The 16,951-nt window shown below is 69.8% G+C and carries 17 protein-coding genes; 10 read left to right on the top strand and 7 right to left on the bottom strand.

Annotated features, from left to right (window positions below; genetic code table 11):
• Positions 1-51: 51 nt before the first annotated feature.
• Together purH and purN are read right to left on the bottom strand one after the other, a co-directional pair.
• Positions 52-1,599, bottom strand: coding sequence for a bifunctional phosphoribosylaminoimidazolecarboxamide formyltransferase/IMP cyclohydrolase (purH, locus tag ACBJ59_RS47795; protein ID WP_375116680.1), 1,548 nt, complete (start codon positions 1,597-1,599; stop codon positions 52-54).
• Positions 1,596-2,225, bottom strand: a complete 630-nt coding sequence (gene purN / locus ACBJ59_RS47790; protein WP_375116679.1) for a phosphoribosylglycinamide formyltransferase — start codon at positions 2,223-2,225, stop codon at positions 1,596-1,598. Before purN ends, purH begins: the two co-directional genes overlap by 4 nt.
• A 75-nt stretch (positions 2,226-2,300) precedes the next feature.
• On the opposite strand from purN, the gene ACBJ59_RS47785 reads away from it, so the two are divergent.
• The gene (locus ACBJ59_RS47785; protein WP_375116678.1) at positions 2,301-2,720 is read left to right on the top strand and encodes a hypothetical protein; all 420 of its coding nucleotides are present in this window, start codon (positions 2,301-2,303) and stop codon (positions 2,718-2,720) included.
• Positions 2,721-2,739: 19 nt separating this feature from the next.
• On the opposite strand, the gene ACBJ59_RS47780 is transcribed toward ACBJ59_RS47785, so the two are convergent.
• From ACBJ59_RS47780 to sucC, 3 genes are all read right to left on the bottom strand, one after another.
• Entirely contained in the window at positions 2,740-4,374 is a 1,635-nt protein-coding gene (locus ACBJ59_RS47780) for a DUF6350 family protein (protein WP_375116677.1), read from the bottom strand.
• Between the two features lie 345 nt (positions 4,375-4,719).
• The gene (gene sucD / locus ACBJ59_RS47775) at positions 4,720-5,595 is read right to left on the bottom strand and encodes a succinate--CoA ligase subunit alpha (RefSeq protein WP_364112729.1); all 876 of its coding nucleotides are present in this window, start codon (positions 5,593-5,595) and stop codon (positions 4,720-4,722) included.
• A gap of 3 nt (positions 5,596-5,598) precedes the next feature.
• Entirely contained in the window at positions 5,599-6,780 is a 1,182-nt protein-coding gene (gene sucC / locus ACBJ59_RS47770; RefSeq protein ID WP_364112731.1) for an ADP-forming succinate--CoA ligase subunit beta, read from the bottom strand.
• 350 nt (positions 6,781-7,130) lie between these two features.
• Here sucC and ACBJ59_RS47765 point away from each other — a divergent pair, with 350 nt between their 5' ends.
• From ACBJ59_RS47765 to ACBJ59_RS47755, 3 genes are all read left to right on the top strand, one after another.
• Positions 7,131-7,937 carry a hypothetical protein gene (locus ACBJ59_RS47765; RefSeq protein WP_375116676.1) on the top strand — a complete coding sequence of 269 codons (807 nt, stop codon included), beginning with the start codon at positions 7,131-7,133 and terminating at the stop codon, positions 7,935-7,937.
• Between the two features lie 79 nt (positions 7,938-8,016).
• Positions 8,017-8,874 (top strand): hypothetical protein, encoded by an 858-nt coding sequence (locus ACBJ59_RS47760; protein WP_375116675.1) that lies wholly within the window; start codon positions 8,017-8,019, stop codon positions 8,872-8,874.
• A 67-nt stretch (positions 8,875-8,941) separates the two neighbouring features.
• Positions 8,942-9,721, top strand: a complete 780-nt coding sequence (locus ACBJ59_RS47755) for a hypothetical protein (protein WP_375116674.1) — start codon at positions 8,942-8,944, stop codon at positions 9,719-9,721.
• Positions 9,722-9,887: 166 nt separating this feature from the next.
• Here the strand turns inward: ACBJ59_RS47755 and galE are convergent, their stop codons facing one another.
• Positions 9,888-10,865, bottom strand: a complete 978-nt coding sequence (galE, locus tag ACBJ59_RS47750) for a UDP-glucose 4-epimerase GalE (RefSeq protein ID WP_375116673.1) — start codon at positions 10,863-10,865, stop codon at positions 9,888-9,890.
• A 152-nt stretch (positions 10,866-11,017) separates the two neighbouring features.
• Here galE and ACBJ59_RS47745 point away from each other — a divergent pair, with 152 nt between their 5' ends.
• The 6 genes from ACBJ59_RS47745 to ACBJ59_RS47720 all read left to right on the top strand — a co-directional run bounded on the left by ACBJ59_RS47745 (position 11,018) and on the right by ACBJ59_RS47720 (position 16,043).
• The gene (locus ACBJ59_RS47745; RefSeq protein ID WP_375116672.1) at positions 11,018-12,481 is read left to right on the top strand and encodes a glutamate--cysteine ligase; all 1,464 of its coding nucleotides are present in this window, start codon (positions 11,018-11,020) and stop codon (positions 12,479-12,481) included.
• Entirely contained in the window at positions 12,478-13,188 is a 711-nt protein-coding gene (locus tag ACBJ59_RS47740) for a neutral zinc metallopeptidase (protein WP_375116671.1), read from the top strand. Before ACBJ59_RS47745 ends, ACBJ59_RS47740 begins: the two co-directional genes overlap by 4 nt.
• 97 nt (positions 13,189-13,285) lie before the next feature.
• Positions 13,286-13,543, top strand: a complete 258-nt coding sequence (locus ACBJ59_RS47735; protein WP_375116670.1) for a WhiB family transcriptional regulator — start codon at positions 13,286-13,288, stop codon at positions 13,541-13,543.
• A gap of 535 nt (positions 13,544-14,078) precedes the next feature.
• A complete protein-coding gene (locus ACBJ59_RS47730) occupies positions 14,079-14,852 on the top strand; it encodes a lysostaphin resistance A-like protein (protein WP_375116669.1) in 774 nt (257 codons plus the stop codon).
• Positions 14,853-15,408: 556 nt separating this feature from the next.
• Positions 15,409-15,633, top strand: a complete 225-nt coding sequence (locus ACBJ59_RS47725; RefSeq protein WP_375116668.1) for a type II toxin-antitoxin system VapB family antitoxin — start codon at positions 15,409-15,411, stop codon at positions 15,631-15,633.
• Entirely contained in the window at positions 15,615-16,043 is a 429-nt protein-coding gene (locus ACBJ59_RS47720; RefSeq protein WP_364112751.1) for a PIN domain-containing protein, read from the top strand. The genes ACBJ59_RS47725 and ACBJ59_RS47720 overlap by 19 nt, the downstream gene beginning before the upstream one ends.
• Positions 16,044-16,127: 84 nt before the next feature.
• Here ACBJ59_RS47720 and ACBJ59_RS47715 read toward each other — a convergent pair whose 3' ends face one another.
• Complete coding sequence (locus ACBJ59_RS47715) at positions 16,128-16,847, bottom strand: PIG-L deacetylase family protein (protein ID WP_375116667.1); 720 nt, start codon at positions 16,845-16,847, stop codon at positions 16,128-16,130.
• Between the last annotated feature and the right edge of the window lie 104 nt (positions 16,848-16,951).

The raw sequence follows: 16,951 nt of genomic DNA, 5'->3' as shown, positions 1-16,951 counted from the left end.
AAAATGGGATGAAGGGCGACATGATCTACCATGCCGCCCTTTAGGTGATGATCAGTGGAAGAAGTGGCGGGTGCCGGTGAAGTAGAGGGTGATGCCGGCCTTCTTGGCCGCCTCGATGACCAGCTCGTCGCGGACGGAACCGCCCGGCTCGACGATGGCGCGTACGCCCGCCTCGGTCAGCACCTCCAGCCCGTCGGGGAACGGGAAGAACGCGTCGGAGGCCGCCACTGAACCGGCCACCCGCTCCCCGGCCCTGGTGACCGCGAGGCGGCACGAATCGACCCGGTTCACCTGGCCCATGCCCACGCCCACGGTCGCCCCGCCGCTGGCCAGCAGGATGGCGTTGGACTTCACCGAGCGGGCGGCCCGCCAGGCGAACTCCAGGTCGGCCAGCACGTCCGGCGAGGCGGGCTCGCCGGTCTTGAGCTCCCACTGCGCCGCCGAGTCGCCGGAGGCGTCCACGCGGTCCACGGTCTGCACGAGCAGGCCACCGTTGATCTTGCGGAACTCGGTCGGCTCCGCCGGGCCCTCCGGGCAGCGCAGCAGGCGCAGGCTCTTCTTGCCGCGCAGCACCTCCAGCGCCTCGTCGTCGTACGCCGGAGCGACGACGACCTCGGTGAACACGTCGAAGATCTGCCTGGCCAGCTCCGCCGTGACCGGCCGGTTGACGGCGATCACGCCGCCGTACGCCGACACCGGGTCGCACGCGTGCGCCTTGCGGTGCGCGTCGGCCACGTCGGTGCCGACGGCGATGCCGCACGGGTTCTGGTGCTTGATGATGGCCACGCAGGGCTCGGCGAAGTCCCAGGCGGCCCGCCAGGCGGCGTCGGCGTCGAGGTAGTTGTTGTACGACATCTCCTTGCCGTGCAACTGCTCGGCGTTGGCCAGCCCGCCGCTCCCCGCCGTGCCGCCGGTGTAGAGGGCGGCGCGCTGGTGCGGGTTCTCGCCGTAGCGCAGGGTGGCCTTGCGCTGGTACGCCGCGCCCGCGAACTCGGGGAACTCACCCTCCTCGGACGTGCCGGCGAACCAGTTGGCCACGGCCACGTCGTACGAGGCCGTGTGCGCGTACGCGATGCCCGCCAGCTTCCTGCGCTCGGTCAGCGTGAAGCCGCCCTCGGCCAGCGCGTCGACCACGTCTCCGTAGGCGCCGGGGTTCACCACGACCGCGCAGGTGTTGTGGTTCTTCGCGGCGCCCCGGATCATGGCCGGCCCGCCGATGTCGATCTGCTCGACGCACTCCTCGTCGGACGCCCCGGAGGCCACCGTCTCCTGGAACGGATAGAGGTTCACCACCACGAGCTGGAACGGGTCGATCTCCAGCTCCTCCAGCTGCGCCACGTGGTGGGGCTTGGTGACGTCGGCCAGCAGCCCGGCGTGCACGCGCGGGTGCAGCGTCTTGACCCGCCCGTCCAGGCACTCGGGGAACCCGGTGAGCTGCTCCACCTTCGTCACCGGGATCCCGTAGGACGAGATCGCGGCGGCCGTGCCGCCGGTCGAGACGATCTCCACTCCGGCGCCGTCGAGGGCTCTGGCCAGCTCCTCGAGCCCGGACTTGTCATATACAGCGATCAACGCGCGCCGGATGGCGATGCGAGTCACGTGGTTTCCCCTCCTGTGTGGTTGCCGATGCGGACGTTGCGTCCGCTGACCGTCCAGCCCTCGCGGGCCATCCGGCCGACGGTCTCGACGAGCAGGCGGCGCTCGACCGTCTTGATGCGCTCGTGCAGGACCGCCTCGTCGTCGCCCGGAAGCACGGGCACCGCCTCCTGGGCCACGATCGGCCCCGTGTCGACACCCTCGTCGGCCAGCATCACCGTGCAGCCGGTCACCTTGACCCCATGGGCCAGCGCGTCACGCACGCCGTGGGCGCCGGGGAACGACGGAAGCAGGGCCGGATGGGTGTTCAGCACCGGGAAGGCGTCGAGTGTCGGCGTACCCAAAATTTTCATGAAGCCGGCGGACACGACCAGGTCGGGTTCGTACGCTGCGATCTTGGCGGCGATGGCGGCGTCCCATTCACCTCGCGTCGCATAATCGCCCAATTTTTCAACAAAAGTCGGAACGTTAGCCTTCGAGGCCCTGGCCAGCCCTTCGATCCCCTCCCTGTCGGCACCGACGGCTACCACGCGAGCGCCGTACGACGGATCGGCGGAAGCGTCCAGCAGGGCCTGTAGGTTGGTTCCAGAGCCGGAGACGAGGACGACGAGCCGCCCAGCCTTAGACACGCGCACTCCAAAAGAGGAAACAGGGTGGGGGTCACAGGGTATCTGTTCATCGCCCGGCGACGCAGAGGAGGTCAGGTGTCGACACCGGTGAAGGCACCGGCAGGCCAGCAGCCCGCGGAGTCAGCGGGCCGCCGAGCGATCTGGTTGTCCATCGCAGCGCTGGCCATGACGTTCATGTTGCCGCTCGCCGGCCTGGTCATGGCGTTGTTCGCGCTGATGGCCGGGGTGCGGGCGCTGCCACTGCTGAAAGGCGAGGGCAGGCCCACCGGCGTCGCGGTGGGTGGCATCACGGTCTCCTCGATAGCGCTGACCCTGTCGGCCCTGGCCACGGGGATGCAGCTCTACCTCATGGACGAATACTCCGCCTACCAGGAGTGCATGAAGGGCGCCGGCACGGTCTCGGCGCAGGGCGAGTGCTTCACGCAGTTCAGGGACGCGGCGCAGCGCAAGCTCCCGGCCGACGTGCTGGAGATGCTCGGCGCCATGCAGCCCTGACGGACGAGGCCACGAGACGCTAGTCGCGGTCCCAGGCGTACGGGTCGACGTAGATGACGTGACCGCCGCGGTCGTCCGACTCGTCCACGATGTCCTTGCGCGGCGGCCGGGCTTCGGCCTCCGGCTCCGGCGCGCGCGGTCGGGCCTGGGCCAGCGTCTCCGCCTCCGCCGAGGCGTGCTCGTCCTGCCAGTCGTCCCTGATGACCGGGATCTCCTGGGTGTCGGCCTCCGTGGCGTCCATCCAGTGACCGGGCAGCGGGCGCGGGTCCGACTCGGCCAGGCCCACCTTGCTCGCCGCCTTGGCGATCGCGGCGCCGGCCTTGCGCACGGGGGCCGCCGCCTTGTCGAGCGGCGCCCGGGCGCGCTTGTTGAGCAGCAGCAGGTTGGTCACGCCCGCCGAGATGCCGGCGGCCACCCCGACCTCGATCGCCACCGACAGCGCCACCTCCCAGGGCGAGGGGCCGACCGTGGCCAGCCGCCCGCCGCCGATGGGCCCGCCGGACAGCGCCGCCAGCAGCCCGGCCACGACCCCGGTGGAGACCCCGCTGAGGAACCCCCACAGCGGCGCGGCCTCGTACGACGGCGACGGCGAGATCCTGGCCACCATCACGCCCGCCACGGCCCCGGCCGCGAACGGCAGCGCGATCACCGCCATCATCCACGCCGGCACCGGCCCGCTCTCCGGCAGCGCCCCCAGCAGCGGCAGGCTGGGCACCGTGCCGAGTTGCACGCCGGTGGGCGCGACCAGGGTGTCGGCGCCGATGGCGAACCCGGGGCCGGCGATGTAGGAGAAGGCCCAGATGACGGCGTTCAGCAGGTAGAGCAGCTGCATCAGGATCAGCAGCACCCCGCCCACGAACCCGGGCGACAGCACCTCCGACAGCTCCCTGACCTGCCCGAAGTTCAGCACGACGGCGACCAGCACCAGCGCGCACCCGGCCACGAGCAGCACCGCCGTGGCGACCGCGGTGCCGACCGTCAGGGCGCGCACGCGCTCGGGCAGCAGCCGCAGCATCACCCGCCACGGCCCGATCATGCGCGCCGTGGCCAGCGCGCCCGCCAGGAAGGCCAGCACGAAGTGGCTGAGCAGCGCCTCGCCGATGAACGGCTGCGTGATCTCGTTGCTCGCCACGAGCGCGATCAGGCCGGCGAGCAGCGCGTACGGGGCCGCCAGCGAGACGCCCGCCTGCGCCACCAGGACGAGCTGGGCGCGGCGGCGGGCCCCGGCCTGCTCCTTGGGGCTGTTCTTCGGCAGCCGGGCGGGAAGGCGCAGCCGCAGGTCGGCGTCGCGGGCCATCCACCGGCCCGCGCGGTAGAGCAGCACGGCCGGCAGGATCGTCAGCCCGAGCGGCAGCAGCCCGACGCGCCCGCCGGGGATGGCGAAACCGGCGTGGTGGGCGGCCAGCCAGAGCTGCGCCGCCGTACGGAACACTCCCGGGAGCCCCGCGCCCAGCGTGCCGCGCGGCGCGGCGATCCAGCCGACCAGGGTGAGCGTGGTGAGGGCGGCCAGTCCGACGCCGAGCGTGGCGGCGGCGGCCAGCATTCCCGACACCGGCAGTGGCCGCCGGTTCTCGTCGTCATCGCTCGAGACCCCGGGGAGCTTGCCGAGCACCGACCGGGGGGCAGTGCGCAACTGGTCGAGAATCGCCGTCACAGTAGGCGATTTTCTCAAGGTTTCCCGACCGAAGCTTGGTTGACGCGCCGCCCGGTATCCACTTTGTGCTCCGATCCATCCCCGGACGTGTCCGAACTCCTCGATCCTGCCCCCGTTCCCGCCGCGCGCCCCTCTCCCATCCCGTTCTTTACGGCTGCGCGGGCTTGCCCCACCCGCCGTCGCGGGCCGGCGCCTGTCCAGGGAGACGCTTTCTGACCCGGTCAGTGGCGCGCCGCCGCTACGACGCGCTGTGGGCCGGGTTCCGTGGTGACCTGTGGGCCACCACGTCCGGGCATGCGAAAGCCCCGCGCGGGCGCCGCCGCACGGGGCTCACGCGACCGGCGACTAGCGGGCCTGCATGATCTCGCGCATGAGGCGGGCGGTCTCGGAGGGGGTCTTGCCGACGCGGACGCCGACCTTCTCCAGGGCCTCCTTCTTGGCCTGGGCGGTGCCGGCCGAGCCGGACACGATGGCGCCGGCGTGGCCCATCGTCTTGCCCTCGGGGGCGGTGAAGCCCGCCACGTAGGCCACGACCGGCTTGGTGACGTGCTGCTCGATGTAGGCGGCCGCCCGCTCCTCGGCGTCGCCGCCGATCTCACCGATCATCACGATCGCGTCGGTGCCCGGGTCCTCCTGGAACGCCTGCAGCGCGTCGATGTGCGTGGTGCCGATGACGGGGTCGCCGCCGATGCCCACGGCGGTCGAGAAGCCGAAGTCGCGCAGCTCGTACATCAGCTGGTAGGTCAGCGTGCCCGACTTCGAGACCAGGCCGATGCGACCGGCGGTGGTGATGTCGGCGGGGATGATGCCGGCGTTGGAGGCGCCGGGCGAGGCGATGCCGGGGCAGTTGGGGCCGATGATGCGGGTCTTGCCGCCCTTGGCCACCGCGTACGCCCAGAACTCCGTGGAGTCGTGCACCGGCACGCCCTCGGTGATCACCACGCACAGCGGCATCTCGGCGTCGATGGCCTCCTTGACCGCGTCCTTGGTGAACGCCGGGGGCACGAACACGACCGACACGTCGGCGCCGGTCTGCTCCATCGCCTCCTTGACCGTCCCGAACACGGGCAGGCCCTCGTGCGTGGTGCCGGCCTTGCGGGCGTTCACGCCGCCGACGACGCGGGCGCCGGAGGCGAGCATGCGGCGGGTGTGCTTGGTGCCCTCACCGCCGGTCATGCCCTGAACGATGATCTTGCTGTTCTCAGTCAACCAGATGGCCATGGGTCACGCACCTACCGCAGCGAGCTCGGCGGCCCGCTTGGCCGCGTCGTCCATCGTGTCTACCAGCTCGACCCGCGGGAGCGCGGCGTCGGCCAGGATCTGCCGCCCGAGCAGGGCGTTGTTGCCGTCGAGGCGGACCACCAGCGGGTGGGTCACGGCCTCGCCGCGGCTCTCCAGCAGCTTGAACGCCGAGACGATGCCGTTGGCGACGGCGTCGCAGGCGGTGATGCCGCCGAAGACGTTCACGAAGATCGACTTGACGCTCGGGTCGGAGAGGATGATCTCCAGGCCCGCGGCCATGACCTCGGCCGAGGCGCCGCCGCCGATGTCGAGGAAGTTGGCGGGGGACGGCTTGCCGGGGAAGGCCTCGCCGGCGTAGGCGACCACGTCGAGGGTGGACATGACCAGGCCCGCGCCGTTGCCGATGATGCCGACGTTGCCGTCGAGCTTGACGTAGTTGAGGTCCTTCTCCTTGGCCTTGGCCTCGAGCGGGTCCTCGGCCGCCTTGTCGGCCAGCGCCTCGTGGTCGGCCTGGCGGAACCCGGCGTTGTCGTCGAGCGTGACCTTGCCGTCGAGGGCCTTCACCTGGCCGTCGGCCGACAGGATCATCGGGTTGACCTCGACGAGCGTGGCGTCCTCGTCGACGAAGCAGCACCAGAGCTTCTCGATGAGCTCGGCGGCGCCGTCGAGCGCCTTCTCCGGCAGGCCGCCGGCCACCGCGATCTCGCGAGCCGTGGCGCGGTCGATGCCGTTCAGCGCCGAGACGGGCACCTTGGCGACCTTCTCCGGCGAGGTGTGGGCGACCTCTTCGATGTCCATGCCGCCCGCGGCGGAGCAGATGGCAAGGAAGGTACGGTTCGCGCGGTCGAGCAGGAAGGAGAAGTAGTATTCCTCCGCGATCGCGCTGGCCTCCTCCACCAGCACCTTGTGGACCGTGTGGCCCTTGATGTCCATGCCGAGGATGGCCTCGGCCTTGGCGACGGCGTCGGCGGCGTCGTCGGCCACCTTCACGCCACCGGCCTTGCCCCGGCCACCGGTCTTGACCTGGGCCTTGACGACAACTCGGCCGGTCAGCTCCGTCGCGGCCGACCGCACCTCCTCCACGGTGTGGGCGACGATGCCGCGTGGCACCGGGATGCCGTAGTCAGCGAAGAGCTCCTTCGCCTGATGTTCGAACAGGTCCACGAGGGTCCGTCCTTGCTTATCCGACTGATGTTCGACGGCCCGGGCAGCTGTGCTGGCCGTCGCGTCCGCTCGCCGCTCGTGGTCGTGCCTCGCTCTCTCACGGCGAGCTCCTACGCTCAGGGGTGCGTGCCGGGCGTTTCCGCCAGTGAAGCCTAGCCCGAAGCTTGACCTGACCAGGTCATCGGGTCGCCGTTCTCCCGCTATGTGACGCTGATCTCACTTCTCCAGGACGACCTCTGCACGAAAATTGCACGGATTAGACGTCGTATGCCCTGTCACTCGATATATGGTCGTGATCTTCAAATGGCAGGCTTGCCACCCGCTCTCCCCGTAATGCCGAAGGAAACCGAATGAAGCGAATTCTCGCGGGTCTCGCGCTGGCCTCGTCGGCCGCGCTCATGACCACCGCGCCCGCGCACGCGGCAGCGCCCGCCGACCCGGTGAAAGCGCTCAAGAAGCAGTACGTGGCCGGTCACGGAGTGCGCGTGTCGGAGACGGCCCGTACGTCGGCGGACGGCAAGAACACCTCTGTCATGACGACGAACGGCACTTTCGGGTTCGGCAAGTCGGGCGTGGTCGCGGCGGACCTGCGTACCCGGGTAAAGGGTGGAGCGGCGACCGGGCTGTTTCCGCCGCGAGTGGTCACCGTGGGCAAGCACACATATGCCCAGGGTGGATTGTTCAGCGAGGAATTGCCCGAAGGCAAGAAGTGGGTTCGCTATGCGAATCAGGCGAGCCCGAGGACCGGTAGCCAGCTGCTCGACATCTTCGAACCCAAGGTGCTGAAGGCGCTCGTCTCACGGGCGAAGAGCGTCAAAAATGCGACGTACCGGGGCTCGGTCACCTATGGCGACCTCAGCAAGATCTACGGCGAACCGGTCCCGGACACCCTGAAGAAGGTCAAGGTCGATTACGCGCTCGACCTGAACTCCAAGGGCCTGGTCACGGGGATCCGCAGCGAATTCACGCTGGACTTCGGCATCCTCGGGAAGACCACCACCACCGTCAGCACCCGTTTCACGGGCTGGGGCGCCAAGATCTCGATCAAGGCCCCGCCCGCCGACGAGGTGATCGACATCAGCGAGCTCGGATCCGACACCCAGGTGCCGCAGACGATCCCGAACGGCTCGCTGAACTCGCTCGGCAGGATCCAGTAGTCGTCCTGTCTCCGAGCCGCTCCACGAGGCCGGCTCCGGCCTCGAGCAACATCCCCCCTCAACACCCAAGGAATCCCGCATGAAGCGAATCCTGACGGGCGTGGCGTTAGCCACGACCGCAGCACTGGTGACCGCCACGCCGGCACTGGCCGCCGCGCCCAAGGACCCGGTGGTCGCCGTCAAGAAGCAGCTCCGGCCCGGCAAGGGCGTGAAGTTCACCGAGCGCACCACCATCATCGACGGTGGCGCGCGGGAGGTGTTCGTCCGGCGCTCCGGCACCCTGCAGTTCAGCAAGTCGGGCATCGCGGCCTCGGACATCACCGGCAAGTTCAACATCTCCCTGAGCGACCTGGGCGAGCTGCCCGAGGGCGAGACCGGGGAGCTGCTCAAGGCGATGGCCGCCAAGGAGCGCACGATCCGGATCGGCACCACGTCGTACCTGTCCGGTGGCATCTGGTCGAGCATGCTGCCCGAGGGCGAGACCTGGTTCAAGGCGGCCAAGGGCCCGACCGGTGGCGTCACCGGCATGTTCGGCCAGCCCCTGAACCTGGCCGAGCCCGCCACGATCAAGACCCTGATGAAGGGCGCCAAGCCGGCCGGCGGCGGCTTCGCGGGCAAGACCAAGGTGGGCGACCTGTGGAACGCCTCCGCCTGGCTGCGGGCCACCTGGCTGTCCGCGCCGTCCGCCAAGGCGAAGAAGAGCTCGATCTCCTGGCGGATCACGGTGAACTCGGCGGGCGTGCCGACCCGGCTGGTGACCACGTTCCCCGGCTCCGTCATCGGGGGCGAGGGCACCGTGAGCGTGGACACGAGGTACACCGGCTGGGGTGGCTCCGTGTCGATCAAGGCGCCCAAGGACGAGGTCGCGGACAAGTTCGAGAACGGTGAGGACGACCTCTCCAACCTGAACATCCCGCTGGGTAGCCTGGCCGGCTGATCCGGTCATCCGAGCCCTCTCCCGCCGGTCCTGGCGGGAGAGGGCTTCTCTCTTCCTGAGGATGCACATGAAGCGAGTTCTGGCGGCGGCGGTGGCCGCCGTCGTGACGGGCGCTGTCCTGCTCGGCGCCGCACCGGCGCAGGCGGCCGCGCCCGACCCGGTGAAGGCCGTGAAGAGCAAGTTCGCCCCTGGGCACGGGGTGAAGATCTCCGAGGTCATGATGATGTGGTCAATGGGCAAGAAGTCGGTGTTCATCGAGATCACGGGAACCTATGGGTTCGGCAGGTCGGGGGTCGTCGCCTCCGACCTGACCCTCCGGTCCGTGCTCGCCAAGGGTGCCACCACGCGCCTCCGCACGGTGGGGACGCGCGCCTACATGAGCGGTGACGAGCTCGAGAAGAGCCTGCCCGAGGGCAAGACGTGGGTGCGCATGGACGACCTCGATGCCGGCCGGACCCCATCCTCGCAGCCCGTCGACATCTTCCGGCTCCCCCAGCTCAAAGGCCTGCTCTCGCACGCCTCGTCCGTGCAGAACGGCGTCTACCGTGGTGAGCTCTCCCGCAAGCAGGCGAACGCGCTCGGCGGTGGCGCCACGTTCGGTTATCGGCTGAGCACCGACTCGGCCGGCCTGCCCACCCGCCTGTACACCGTGCAGGAGCCGCTGTTCGGGGGTGGCGGGGACTCCACCGACACCCGGTACACCGCCTGGGGTCACGAGGTCAGCATCGTGGACCCGCCCGACCACGAGGTGATCACCGCGGACGCCCTCACGGATGCCGCCCGCGACAAACTGCTGGAGGAGATCCAGGAGATCCCCGACGAGGCACTCGGCTCCGCCGGTCGATGAGTCCACTCGGACTCGCCCGGCCGGGACCCACCTGGATTCGCCGGCCGGACCGCGGGCCCGGCCGGGTCGCGGATCGCGGGGCCCGGCCGGGTCGCGGATCGCGGGGCCCGGTCGAGCCGGGCGGGCTCGTGGGCCGCTGAGTCCCGGCCGGGACTCAGCGGGTCGCTCAGCTCAGGCGGGAGTCGCGCAGGCTCGCCCATTCCAGCGAGTGCCTGATCCCCTCCTCGACCGAGTAGCGGGCCCGCCAGCCCAGCAGGCGGTGGGCGCGGTCGCTGCGGGTGTAGGCGCCGGCCACGTCACCGGGGCGGGCGGGGGCCTCGACGACCTCGATCGGGCGGTCGACGACGCGGTTGAACGCGTCGACCAGCTCGCGGACGGTGGTGCCCGCGCCGGTGCCCAGGTTGATCACGTCGGCCTCCAGCGCGTCGAACCGTTCCAGGGCGGCGACGTGGGCGGTGGCCAGGTCCCAGACGTGCACGTAGTCGCGGATGCCCGTGCCGTCGCCGGTCGGGTAGTCGGTGCCGGTGATCTGGAACGGGACCCCCTCTTCGTACGCCTCGATCATCTTGCCCAGGGCGTGGCTGGGGCGGCGGAGTTGCAGGCCCGTGCGCATCCGGGGGTCGGCGCCGATCGGGTTGAAGTAGCGCAGGGAGAGGATCCTGATGGGCCGGCCTGCGGCGATGTCGGCGAACATGCCCTCGCAGACGGCCTTGGTGCGCGCGTAAGGGCTCTGGGGGTCGAGCGGGGACTCCTCGGTGACCGTGTGGTCGTCACCCGTGCGGTAGATCGACGCCGAGGAGCTGAAGATCATCCGCGTGCAGCCGTTGCGGACCAGGTGGTCGACGAACTCCAGGCTCTTGGCGACGTTCGCGCGGTAGTAGCCGATGGGGTCGGCCACCGAGTCGGGGACCACGATGAGTGCCGCGCAGTGGATGACGGCCTCGATATCCGGATTTTCGGCGAATATCTTGTCAATCAGCGGGCCGTCGCTGATATCACCCTCATAGAACACCCGTCCCTCGGCGAACTCCCGTCGCCCGGTCACGAGGCTGTCCAGAATCACGGGGGCGATCCCGGCGTCCAGGCACGCCGATGCGATGGTGCTCCCGATATATCCGGCCCCGCCGGTAATCAAAACGCGCATCCCTGAACCCTAACCATGCGCGGCTCCATGCGTGAGCGGGCCTGTGGACAACTTCCGTCGAGCGGTACGGCGGCGCGTACCGGACGCCACTCCCGACTTCCGTTGCGTCCGTGCTCTGGTGCAGTCGGCTTTGGCGTGCGACATTTCCTGATATGGGCAGGGACGTGCCAGTCGTCGTGTTCAGCAGGGACGATCGCCGGAAATATCGGGAAAAGGTGCGTCGATGTCTCGACGTCTTCGCCCAGATGCTGCGTGAATCGCGGTTCGAGTTCGACCGGCCCCTGGCCGGTCTGGAGATCGAGCTCAACATCGTCGACGCGCACGGCGAGGCGGCCATGCGCAACGCCCAGGTGCTCGACGCCATCGCGCAGCCGGACTGGGCGACGGAGCTGGGCCAGTTCAACGTCGAGATCAACATCGAGCCCCAGGAGCTGGCCGGCGACGGGGCCCGCCGCCTGGAGGACGACGTCCGGGCCCGGCTCAACCACGCCGAGGAACGCGCCCGCTCCGAGGGCGGTCACCTGGTCCTGATCGGCATCCTGCCCACGCTGCGCGAGCAGGACATCGGCGAGGGCACGCTCTCCGCGAACCCGCGCTACCGCCTGCTCAACGAGCAGATCTTCGCGGCCCGCGGCGAGGACCTGCACCTTGCCATCGAGGGCGTCGAACGCCTTGACACGCATGCCGACAGCGTCGCCCCCGAGGCCGCGTGCACCAGCGTGCAACTCCATCTCCAGGTCAGCCCCGAGACGTTCGCCGCGAACTGGAACGCGGCCCAGGTCATCGCCGGGCCCCAGGTCGCGGTGGCGGCCAATTCGCCGTACCTGTTCGGCCGGGAACTGCACCGGGAGACCAGGATCGCGCTGTTCGAGCAGGCCACGGACACGCGGCCGGCGGAGCTGAAGGCACAGGGCGTACGGCCGCGGGTGTGGTTCGGGGAACGGTGGATCACCAGCGTGTTCGACCTGTTCGAGGAGAACGTCAGCTACTACCCGGCCCTGCTCCCCCTCTGCGAGGACGAGGACCCGCGCACCGAGCTCGAACGGGGCCATATCCCCCACCTTCACGAGCTGACCCTGCACAACGGCACGATCTACCGGTGGAACCGGCCGGTGTACGCCGTGGTGAACGGGGTACCACACCTCCGCGTGGAGAACCGTGTGCTGCCGGCCGGGCCTTCCGTGGTCGACATAGCGGCAAATGCCGCGTTCTACTACGGGTTGATGCGTGTCATGCCGTACGACGAGCGGCCGATCTGGAGCCAGATGTCATTCCGGGCGGCGGAGGACAATCTCGGCGCCGCGGCCCGGCACGGGCTGGACGCGCGGCTCTACTGGCCGGGGATGGGCGAGGTGCCCGCGGCCGAGCTGATCCTGCGGCGGCTGCTGCCCATGGCCCACGACGGGCTGGTCAAGTGGGGGGTGCACGGACCCGTCGCGGATCGGCTGCTGTCCGTCATCGAGGGGCGCTGCCTGTCCGGGCGTACGGGTGCGACGTGGCAGGTGGACCGGGTACGCGCGCAGGGCGGCGACCGGCACGAGGCCCTGCGGGCCATGACCCTGGAGTACATCGAGCGCATGCACACCAACGAACCCGTACACACCTGGGATGTGTGAAGGCCGTGCTCCGCGTCCCACCCCGCACCGTCCCCGCCCTTGCCTCCGCCCGCCCCTCCACCCGCCATTCCGTCCTGCTCTTCGTCCTACTCTTTGTCCTGCTCGTCACCGCATGTGGTGACATCGTCAGGCCGTCGTCCATGGACAGGGCGGGCACCGACACGTTCGAGGGCGACGTGCGGGCGGCGCGCACGCTGACGGAGGAGTTCTGGAGGCGGCAGTTCCAGCAGTCGGGGGAGACTTATCGGCCTATCGCCGACTTCATCCCCTACTCGGGCAACTCCGGCCCGAGCTGCGGCGGCCAGCCTTCCGTACCGAACAACGCCTTCTACTGCCCGATCGGCCACTTCATCGCCTTCGACCAGGACTGGATGGAGGCGCTGTGGAACGACATGGGGGACGGTTCGGTCTATGTCATCATTCCGCATGAGTTCGGCCACGCCGTCCAGGCGCAGCTCCGTACCGACTTCGAACTGAACGTCCAGATGGAGCTCCAGGCTGACTGCTACGCGGGCGCCACCCTGTCCGCCCTGGTCGGCTCGGGCGTGCTGACGGCGGATGAAGGGGACGAGAACGAGCTGTTCCTGAGCCTGGCCGCGGCCGGCGACCCGACGGACGACTGGCTCAACCCGGCCGCCCACGGAACGGCGGAGCAGCGGCAGAGCTCGTACGTGACCGGGTACCAGGGTGGGGTGGGGGCCTGCTGAGGGCGTACGCGCGGGACCCGATCGGACCTGGGGATGTATCGACGTGTCAACCCACAGGATGATGTGACCGATCATCCCCACGCTCTACCGTTGACCCATGCCATTGGAGGAGATCAGCTGGCTGCGCAGGGGGGCGTGCAGATCCAGCGACCCAGACCTCTTCTTCCCCCTGGCCCCCACCCCCTTGCAGGAGGCCCGCGCCAAGGCGGTCTGCGCGAGCTGCCAGGTCATGCAGGAGTGCCGTGCGTACGCCTTACGCGCCGGCGAGTCGGAGGGGATCTGGGGCGGCCTCACCCCGGAGGAGCGCCGCCGCGCCCGCTTCCCAACAGGCTGGCGCCGCCCAGCCGCCTCCTGACCACCACTTCCGCCGGCAGACTGGGAGCCGAGGCACGGCCGAAGCCGAAGAACCGCGCCCCGGACGTCAGCCTGAGCCGGAGGCCGGTCGGAGCCGAACGCCCCTCGGGGCTGGAGGCCGGTCAGAGCTGGAGGCCGACCTGGGCTGGAGCCGGTCGGAGCCGAAGGCCCCTTGGAACTGGAGGCCCGTCGGAACTGCAGGCCCGCCTGAGCTGGAGGCGGGTTTGAGCTGGAAGTCAGCCAGGACCGAAGGGGGCGAGGCCAGGGCTGCGGGTTGGCCGGCGCCGGAGGGCGGCCGGAACGGTGCGAGCGCGAGAGCGGAGCCGACGCGAGAGCGAAGTCGGCGTGGGTGGGTGGGTGGGTGGGTGGACACGGGTGCGAGGCGCAGAGGGCGCGGGTCGGCGGGGCGCGAGAGAGCGGGGCGAGCGCAGGTCGGTGGTGGGCTCGGGTGCGAGGCGCAGGGGCGTGGGTCGGGGGCCGACGCAAGCAAGGAGCTGGGTGGGCGCAGGTGGGTGGGGTGGACGTAGCCTGCAAGGGTGCTGCTCCGCTCGATTGCCGTTCTCGCCGCCGCCAACATCCTCAACAACAAGATCGCCCCCCGCCTGGGACCCCTTACGTCCACGGTCGCGACGGCTGCGCTGGTCGCGATGGCTCGTAGGTCCGGGCTGTCTTGGCAGGAGCTCGGGTTCGAGCACGGGCGGCGCGGCGCCGTGGCGGGGGGTGCCTTAGCGGCTGCGGTCGCCACCGTCTACACGGTCGGCATCGCCTCGCCCCGCACCCGGCCGCTCTTTCTCGACGAGCGTGCCCTGTCGCTCTCGCGTGCCCGCGTCGTGGAGGAGGCCCTTCTCCAGGTGCCCCTCGGCACGGTCCTGCTGGAGGAGATGGGTTTCCGGGGCGCCCTGTACGCCATGGTGCGCCAACGTCGCGGTACGGTCGCCGCCACGGCGATCTCCTCCGCCCTGTTCGGGCTGTGGCACATCCTGCCGGCCATCGACATGGCCCGCGCCAACCCCGCCCTCGGCGCGCTGACGGCGGGCGAGTCTCCTGGCCGCCTGGACACGGCGCGGGTGGTTGCGGGCAGCGTGGTGTCCACGGCGGCGGCCGGGGTGCTGTTCTGCGAGTTGCGCCGCCACCGCGGCCTTCTGACCCCGGCCATGCTCCATTTGTCCACCAACTCACTCGGCTACCTCTTCGCCCGCATCGCCGCCAAGCTGAAGCCCGTCCCCGGTACGAGGGAACCTGCCGTCTCCGGTACGAGGGAACCTGCTCTCCCCGGTGCGGGTGATCCTGTCGGCGGCGGTGCTGGGTAAGTTCCGTCGACCGGTGCTGGGTAGTCCCGTCAACCGGTGCTGGGCTGTCCCGTCGACGTGCCGGGTAGTCCCGTCGATGGTCCCGCGTAGTCCCGTCGACGTGCCGGGTGTCCCGGCGGTGCTCCGGGCGGGCCCACTTCCCCATGACCGGTGGTTGATCCCTCCGGGGTGGCCGGAAGCGCCCGGCCGGTGGTGGCCCAGAGGGTGGGTGCTGGGAGTGGGGTGATCGGCGCCGGTGGGGTGATCGGCGGCGGTGGGATGGGGCGTGTTAGAGATGGGCGGTACGCCCCGGGCTGCTAGGAATTGTGGTTACGGAACGTGAGTTGGCCGGCCGTCACGGGTGGATCATCGACTCGCGCAGGATGAAGGTTTTCACCTCCCGGCAGTGTTTTCTCCCCCGCCCGCCGAACCGCCCTGTGGCCAGGGCTTGTCCAGGCTTTAACGTCTCCGAGGCACTCCACCTCAAGGCGGTCCCAAGGCGGCCGTCTTGAGAGGCGTGCGCGTAGCCGAGATCACGACAAACTCATGAACGCCGGAGGTACGGAGGTGGTGTTGCATGCGTACGGTAATCGACATCGACAAGGAGCTCCTGGAAGCGGCCCAGCAGACGCTTGGTACGCCGACCATGAGAGAAACGGTCCACGCCGCGCTGCGAGCGGTCGTCGACCGGGACGCGGAAAGGGCGGGTGCGATCAGGGCGTTCGAGTTCTGGCGCACGGAGGGGAGCCCGGACCTGCTGGATCCGGAGATCACGAAGCATGCGTGGCGACGACAGGACTGATGTATCTCCTCGACAAGAGCGCCCTGGCCCGCATCCGCGGCAGCGACGTGATCGCCAAGGCCCTCCAGCCGCTCTACGCGGCACGGGCCGTGGCGACCTGCAGCGTCATCGATCTCGAGGTGCTCTACAGCGCCCGGGACCACGCCCACTACCAGCGCATCCTGCACGCCCAGCGCCAGTGCATCCTGCTCCCGGTGGACCAGGAGGTGCAGGCGCGGGCCATGGCCGTGCAGCGGCAGCTCGTCGAGATCTCGCAGCACCGGGGCATCGGGCCGAACGAGCTGCTGATCGCCGCCTGTGCCGAGGTGCACGGGGCGACGATCCTGCACTACGGGCACGCCTTCGACATCATCTCGGAGGTGACGGGCCAGCCCTCGCTCTGGGTGGTGCCGCCCGGCTCGGTCCCTTGAAGCCGGCGCGGTCTCCTCAAGCCGGCTCAATCCCCCGGAGCCGGCGCGGTCCCCTCAAAAGCCATGCCGCCCCTGAAAGCCGGTTCAGGCGGTGGAGACCACCTGGAAGCCCTCCGCGTAGTGGTCCTCGCCGAACCCGGCCTGCTCCGCCCAGGCGGCGAAGCGGCTCCGGACGAAGTCGGTGAAGCCTTCCACGTGTGAAACCTGGCTCACATGCGACTGCAAGGCCGCGAGCTTGCGGTCCATGGCCTCGGTGATGTCCACCCAGTGGTTGGGGGTGGAGCCGCCGTTCAGCCACACCTCACGTACGGTCCACGCCTCCAGCCCCTCTTCCTCGATCAGCTCCGGGAACGCGTACGGATTGCGCGCGTCCGGATAGACCGCGTCCAGGGCCGCCCCGCCCACGGCGCGGTGGTCAGGATGGCTGGGGGCGATGAACTGGTAGTTGCGGTCGGGGTGGTGGGTGATGAGCAGGTCGGGCCGGACCTGGCGGATCACCCTGGTGATGGCCCGCCGGAGCTCCAGCGAGGGCACCACCTGACCGTCGGGATGGCCGAGGAAGCGTACGTCGGTCACGCCGACCGCCTTGGCGGCCGCCAGCTGCTCGGACCTGCGCAGCTCCGCCATGCCGGAGTTGTCCAGCTCACGCTCGTTGCCACCCGCGTCGCCGTCCGTGACGAGCAGGTAGGTGACCTCCACGCCCCGATCCACGAACAGCGCCACGCTGCCCGCCGAGCCGAAGTCGGCGTCGTCCGGGTGGGCGGTCACGACGAGTACGCGATTGATCTCGTTCTCCGGCAGCATGACTCCCCTTTCAAGACCTTCGTGAACGACAACCGGAACCCCCTCAAAGGCATTCCGGGCACCGTTTGTCGGTGGAGCGTCTTAACCTAGGTGGGTGCCGACCC

The organism is Nonomuraea sp. MTCD27, assembly GCF_041950495.1.
GTDB lineage: Bacteria > Actinomycetota > Actinomycetes > Streptosporangiales > Streptosporangiaceae > Nonomuraea.
This window is presented reverse-complemented; position numbering and strand designations above follow the sequence as displayed.